Source organism: Amycolatopsis sp. NPDC003731 (assembly GCF_053586895.1).
Genome location: NZ_JBSFNC010000261.1, coordinates 1 through 6,849, shown reverse-complemented (window position 1 = coordinate 6,849; position 6,849 = coordinate 1). Strand labels below are relative to the sequence as shown.

Sequence of the window (6,849 nt, the reverse complement as noted above, 5' to 3'; positions counted from 1 at the left end):
GCATCAACAACTGGCTCGCCGCGGACCTGGACGCAGCACTGGAGTTCGCGGATCGCGAAGGTCTCCCGGGGCCGGAATTCGCCCAGCTCAAGTCACCCGAGCGGTACCGGGGCCAGCCCGGGTAGGCGCACAGCGGCCGCGTGCGCTGGTGGGCCAGGTCGGTGACGACCTGGTTCACCGGCGCGCGGCCGGTCCCCACCCACTGCTCGAGCGCCGTGAGCGAATCCCAGCCGGCCGCGAACGCCGGGGTCCCGAAGTTGGCGTGGTTGGCGCCGGGCACGACGTAGTACCGCAGGAACGCGTCGGTCGTGTGCGGACCCACCACCCTGCGCACGCGCTCGTAGTAGTCGCTCGTCGAGTACGGCGAGACCAGCTCGTCCGCGGCGCCGTGCAGCAGGATCAGCTTGCCGCCCGCGCGGGCGAACGGGCGCAGGTCCGCGTTGTTGCGGTCCTCGATCTTCGACAGGGCGCTGATCCGGGCGAGCCACTTGCCGGGGTGCCGGGGATCGATGTCCAAGGCGTTCTGCCCCGGGTCCCGGGTGAGGAAGTACTTGACCCACTGGTCCCAGTACTGCATGCCGTAGCCGCTGGTCACCGGCATCGGGTCGGCCGGCGCGGTGGTGCCGAAGCCGAGGAACGGCGTCCGCATGTCCGCGCCCGCAAGGAACGGGAAGCCGGGGTACTGCGTTTCGCCGCTGGCGATCCGGTACGGCCACCGGAACGGCGACGACATGGCCGTCACCGCCCCGATCTGGGCGTCCGACAGGCACGCCGGGCCGGTGTCGGCCCCGCCCGGGCAGCGCAGCACGCGCGGATCGAAGCGGCAGCCCGGGTTCGAGACCACGCCGTCGGCGACACCGTCCCGGCTGTCACAGGCCTTGATGACGCTGTCGTAGAGAAGCTTCTGCTTCACCGGGTCGGGAAAAGCGCCGGGCCGCGACAGGACCTGCGTGAGGTAACCCAGGTCCAGGATCTCGGCGAGGTTGTTCCAGGCCGGGTAGGCGGAGATGACGCCGTCGAACGCGGCCGGCCACCGCTGGGCGACGACCAGTGCCTCCCGGCCGCCGGTCGACCCGCCGGCGAAGAAGACTTCGGCAGGCGCGGCCGCGTAGGCGCGCTTGATGAGGAACAGGCTCGCGTCCCGCGTCTTCTTGAGCGCGTCGCCGGCGGCGAAGTTGGTCAGGGCCTCGTCGTTCGCGCCGAACGACCCGTCCAGGGACGGCGGGCGCGCCGGGTTCTGCTGGTGGCCGGAGTCGCTCGCGAAGGTCGCATAGCCCCGGGCCAGCGGCGTGGGCCGGTCGGCGGGGCCGAACGGCACGTTGGCCGCCACGTCGGGGATGGTGCCGTTGTACCCGCCGCCGCCGAACATCAGCGCCTTGTGGTTCCACGCACCGGGCAGGGCGACCCGCAGCTTGATGGCCGGCGCGGCCGGATCGACCGGGTACAGGTCGGCGTCGACCCGGCAGGTGGCACCCGTCACGGCGGCGGCCGTGACCAGCCCGCCGCTCGTGGGCAGGCTGATGACCGACGCCGGAATCCGCAGCCCGGCGAGCCCGGCGCACTCCGGCGCGGCCGGAGACGCCAGCGCGGGGCCGGGGACGCTCGCCGTCAGTGCCACGACGGCCGCCACCACCGTCTTCCTCATCGCGCGGCCGCCTGGTGCAGGTGCGCGCCCGGGACGGCGTCCGGATCGGCCCGGACCTCGGGCGGGTTCGTCTCGGGCAGGAACCACGCGCTGGCGAAGGTGATCAGTCCCATCAGCGTGATGTAGACGGCGACCGGCCAGGTGCTCCCGGCCTCCGCGATCAGTGCCGTCATCAGGAACGGCGTGCCCCCGCTGACGACGATCGCGGACAGCTGGTAGGCCAGCGACGCGCCCGAGTAACGGACGTTCGGCGCGAAGAGCTCGCCGAGGAAGCTCGCGATCGGGCCGTAGGTGAGGCACTGGAACACGAAGCCCACCGCGACCGCGACGAAGATCAGCGGCAGCGACGCGGTGCCGACGAGCCCGAAGTACGGGAACGCCCAGACGGCCACGCCCAGCCCGCCGATCAGGATCAGCGGGCGGCGGCCCACCTTGTCCGAAAGGTGTCCCGACCACGGGATCGTCGCGAGCATCGCCGCGGAACTGAGCAGCACCACCGCGAGCAGCGAGTCGCGCTGGAGCTTGAGCGTGCCGGTGCCGTAGCTGAGCAGCCCGGAAATGCTGACGTAGAACAGGCTGTTGGTAGCCGACAGCAGCCCGCAGCCGAGCAGGATGGTGCCCCACTTGCTGCGCAGGACCTGGGCCAGCGGCGCCCGGACGACCGGGCCTTCCTTGTCCGCCACCGCTTCCTGCAGCTGCCGGAACTCCGGGGTGTCCTCCACCTTGGCCTGGATGTAGAGCACCACGCCGAACATCACGACGCTGAGCAGGAACGGGATCCGCCAGCCCCAGCTGAGGAAGGCCGCATCGGGCATCAGGCCGCTGGCCGCGACGAAGATCAGGTTGGACAGGATGACCGCCACCGGCACGCTCGTCTGCCCGAACGTCCCGGCGAAGCCACGCCGCTTGGGACTGGCGGATTCGGTGAGCAGCAGGACGATGCCGCCCCACTGCCCGCCGGCCGCGAGGCCCTGGACGAACCGCAGGATGACCAGCAGTGTCGGGGCGAGCGCGCCGACGCTGGCCGCGCTGGGCAGGCAGCCGATCAGGAAGGTCGCGGCCCCCATCAGCGCGAGGCAGGCGACGACCACCGGCTTGCGCCCGTACTTGTCGCCGAGGTGCCCGGCGAGCACGCCGCCGACCGGCCGGGCCACGAACCCGGCCCAGAACGTGCTGAAAGCCAGCAGGGTCCCGGTCAGCGCCGAGGCGTGCGGGAAGAACACCTTCGGGAACACCAGCGCGGCGGCGGTGCCGTAGAGGAAGAAGTCGTACCACTCGATCGAGCTGCCGATGAGCCCGGCGGCGAGCAGTTTGCGGAAGCCCCGGCGCGGGGCGGCGGGCACCCCGGTGCCGGACTGCCCTTCGGGTTGGGTGAGCGGAATGGCCATGGGTGCCGCCTTCGTCGAGGAGGTCAGGCAGGTGCTGGCGGTGATGGTAGGGCGCGGTTACGCTGCCGGCTGAGGTGTGGACCACCCACTCCTCCCGCCGCAGCGGTGGGTCTTTCGCCCACCCCGATGCCGAGGAGGGCGACCCCGTGACCAGTGCGGCGGAACCGCGCCGGCAGCGCGAACTGGCGTCGTTGTACGCCACCGTCAAGTCGCTCACCGCGCTGGGCGAGCTCGACGAGGTGCTCCAGTCGATCGTGCACCACGCCCACGACCTGATCGGCACCGACTTCACCTACCTCTCGCTGGTCGGCGCGGACGGCCGGCTGTCGGCCCGCGCGTCGGAAGGCACGATCTCCGCGGAGTTCCTCGCGGCGACCATCCCGGCCACGGTCGGGCTCGGCGGCAAGGTGCTGGCTTCCAAGAGCCCGCACTGGGTGCGCGACTACGCAACCTCGACGCTCATCCAGCACGACGCGAACTTCGACCGCCTGGTCGTCACCGAGGACCTGGTCGCGCTGCTCGGCGTGCCGCTGGTGATCCGCGGTGAAGCCGTCGGCGCGCTGTTCGCCGCGGACCGCTCCGAACGGTCGTTCCAGGCCGAGGAGATCGCGCTGCTGAACGCGTTCGCCGACCACGCCGCGGTCGCCCTCGACAACGCCCGGCTCTACGAGGAGAGCCGGACCGCGTTGCGGGAACTGCGGGTCGCCTACGGGAAGATCGAACGGGCGCAGGCGATCCACGAAGCCCTGACCGGCGTCGTGCTGGACGGCGGGACCCCGGCCGACGTCGCCCAGCACCTCGCCGACCAGCTCGGCGGCAGTGTCACGCTGCTCGGCCGGACCAGCAGTCCACTGAGGACGGACCTGGCCGGGGCCGTCGAGGACGCCCGCCGCACCGGCCGCTGCACGACGTCGTCCGGCGCCGACGGGACCGACCGCAGCGTGGCGGCCGTGCAGGCGGGCGACAGCTACCTCGGCGCGCTCGTGTGGAGCCGGCCGTCGGGCACCGGCGACGACACGGACCTGCGGACCCTCGAACGCGCCACGCACATCCTGGGGCTGCTCATCCTCAAGGAACAGGCCGTCGCCGAGGCCGGCGAGCGGCTGAGCGGGGAGCTGCTGACCGAGCTCATGGTCGGCAGTCCCGGCATCGGCCCGGCCCAGCGAGCCCGCGCCCGGGCCCGCGCCATCGACGTCGACCGCCTGGACCTGGTCCTGGTCGCGGACTCCCCCGCGGTGCCGCCGGGTGATCTCGCGCGGCACCTGCACGACATCGCCCGGGACCGCGCCGGGCTGGCCGGCGAGCACTTCGGCCGGGCCACGATGATCCTGCCCGGCGCCGACGCCGAGGCCACTGTCGCCCACGTCCACACGAGACTGCGGCGGACGCTGGGCGGTCCGGTCATCGTCGTCGGGGAACGCGCGAGCGGCCACGACTGGGCCCGGGCGCAGTCCCTGGCCGGTCGCTGCGGCGCCGTGATGCGCGCGCTCGGGCACACCGACGGCGGCGCCACCACGAGCCAGTACGCCTTGTACGCCATGGTGTTCGACCCCGAGCGGGCCGGCGAGCTCGACCGGTTCCTGGCCGGCTCGATCGGCGCGCTCCTGGAGTACGACCGGCGGCGGGGCACCGATCTGGTCGGCACGCTCGGCGCGTACTACGTCCACCGCGCCAACGTCGCGGCGACCGCCCGCGCGCTGCACCTGCACGCCAACACCCTGCTCAAGCGCCTGGACCGGGCCGCCGCGGTGCTCGGCTCCGACTGGCGCCACGAGAACGACCTGGAACTGCAGCTCGGCCTGCGGCTGCACCAGCTCCGGGCGGTCACGTCCTGAGCGGTCAGCCGACCCGCACCGAATCGCGCAGGGCGGTCTTCGAGATCTTGCCGGTGCCGGTCTTGGGCAACGCGGGCACGAACACGACCTCGTCGGGCAGCCACCACTTCGCGACCATCGGCGTGATGTGCGCCAGGAGCTCGTCGGCCGTGGTCTCGCCGCCGTCGCGCAGCACCACGTACGCCACCGGGCGTTCCATCCACCGCGGGTCCGGGCGGGCGATCACCGCCGCTTCGACGACGTCCGGGTGCGAGGTGATGGCGCTCTCGAGCTCGACCGAGGAGATCCACTCGCCACCGGACTTGATCAGGTCCTTCATCCGGTCCACCAGCCGCAGGTAGCCCTCGGCGTCGATCGTGGCCAGGTCACCGGTGCGCAGCCAGCCGTCCGCGGTGAAGCTGCCGTCGGCGCCGACCCGGTAGTAGCCGCCCGCCACCCACGGGCCCGCGACCTGCAGCTCACCGACGGCGTCGCCGTCCCGGGGCAGCTCCCGGCCGGTTTCGACGTCGACGATCCGGACGTTGACCAGCGGCAACGGCTGTCCCTGGGCGGCCCGCACCGCGACCTGGTCCGCCGCGGGCGCGTCCCGGTGCTGGGTGCGCGTGCCGCCGATGGCCCCGACCGGGCTGATCTCCGTCATCCCCCAGGAGTGCGTGATGGGCACCCCGATAGCGGCGCGGAAGGTCTCCGACAGCGCCGGCGGGACAGCCGACCCGCCGCCGAGCAGGAACCGCGTGGCGCTCAGGTCGTGGTCGCGCAGCCCGGGCGCCATGCTCGTCCAGACCGTGGGGACGGCCCCGGCGACGGTGACGCGCTCGGCGGCCATCAGCCGCAGCAGGTGGCCGGGGTCCGCGGACGGGCCGGGCAGGACCAGGGCCGCGCCGGCCAGCATGGCGCCGTAGGGCAGGCCCCAGGCGTTGGCGTGGAACATGGGCACGATCGGCAGCACGACGTCGCTTTCGCCGAGGCCGATCAGGCCCGCGGCGAGCGTCCCCAGGCCGTGCAGGACCGTCGAGCGGTGGCTGTAGAGCACGCCCTTGGGCCGCCCGGTCGTCCCGGAGGTGTAGCAGAGCCCGGACGCGAGGTGCTCGTCGGCGAGGGTGAAGGAGTCCTCGAACGAGCCGGTGACCGGCGCGGCCGCGGAGACCAGGTCGTCGTAGTGCCGGATGCGGGGGTCCGCCGGAATCGGCTCGCCGCTGTCGTCCGGCAGCACGATCCAGTGGCGCACCCGCGGCAGGCGGGCGGCGCTCGGCCAGATCCGCGGCAGCAGCGCGCGATCGACGAACACGACGTCGTCTTCGGCGTGCTCGACGATGTACTCGAGGTGCTCCGCCGGGAGCCGGATGTTGATCGGGTGCAGCACCCGCTTGGTCACCGGCACGGCCAGGTAGAGCTCGAGGTGCCGGCGGTGGTTGCTCGCGAAGGTCGCGACCCGGGCGCCGGGCGGGACGCCGAGGGCGTCCAGCGCGGCGGCGAGGCGGCGGGTCCCGACGGCGACCTCGGCGTAGGTGAGCCGCTCGCCCCCGGCCGTGACGACTTCCTTGTGCGCGAAGAGCCGCTCGGCTCGCTCCAGGATGTGGGCGATGGTGAGCGGCCGTGGCTGCATCAGCCCGTCCATGGCGCCTCTTCCGGTCCGGTGGCCTGGTCGCGAGTGACTTTAAGAGCGTTCCCGGCCGCGGCAGAGGTGCGAACCGCCCACTCGTCGGGGGTCCCCGGTGGTGATCACCTCCACGCCGGCGGGCCGTTGCCCACCCCGGGCAGCGATGGCGGATTTTCGGGCAGGCGGGTCGCGGGGCCGCCGCCCGAGGAGACGGCGCTGCTAATTTTGGCTGAAGGCCCGACGAAAAGAAGGTCAACAAGTGGCAAACCCGCTGGTGGCTGAGACCAAGGACTCCACGAAGGCGTATTCGGGCATTTCGCTGCTGGAGACGGCGAACGACCTGAAGTCGGCCATCGAAAGCGGGGACTGGGCCTCGGTCGC

At 72.6% G+C, this 6,849-nt stretch carries 4 protein-coding genes; 1 reads left to right on the top strand and 3 read right to left on the bottom strand.

The annotated features are described in order from the left end of the window. Together ACWDN5_RS45820 and ACWDN5_RS45815 are read right to left on the bottom strand one after the other, a co-directional pair. Window positions 1–1,645, bottom strand: a 1,645-nt coding sequence (locus ACWDN5_RS45820; RefSeq protein ID WP_449680686.1) for a tannase/feruloyl esterase family alpha/beta hydrolase, incomplete at its 3' end; no start/stop codon positions are given. Further along, window positions 1,642–3,033, bottom strand: a complete 1,392-nt coding sequence (locus ACWDN5_RS45815; protein WP_310969833.1) for an MFS transporter — start codon at window positions 3,031–3,033, stop codon at window positions 1,642–1,644. The genes ACWDN5_RS45815 and ACWDN5_RS45820, both read right to left, overlap by 4 nt. A 146-nt stretch (window positions 3,034–3,179) precedes the next feature. Here ACWDN5_RS45815 and ACWDN5_RS45810 point away from each other — a divergent pair, with 146 nt between their 5' ends. After that, on the top strand, window positions 3,180–4,868 hold the full coding sequence (locus ACWDN5_RS45810) for a helix-turn-helix domain-containing protein (protein ID WP_449680685.1): 1,689 nt from the start codon (window positions 3,180–3,182) through the stop codon (window positions 4,866–4,868). 4 nt (window positions 4,869–4,872) lie between these two features. Here ACWDN5_RS45810 and ACWDN5_RS45805 read toward each other — a convergent pair whose 3' ends face one another. Then, window positions 4,873–6,486 (bottom strand): long-chain fatty acid--CoA ligase, encoded by a 1,614-nt coding sequence (locus ACWDN5_RS45805; RefSeq protein WP_449680684.1) that lies wholly within the window; start codon window positions 6,484–6,486, stop codon window positions 4,873–4,875. Window positions 6,487–6,849 lie beyond the last annotated feature (363 nt).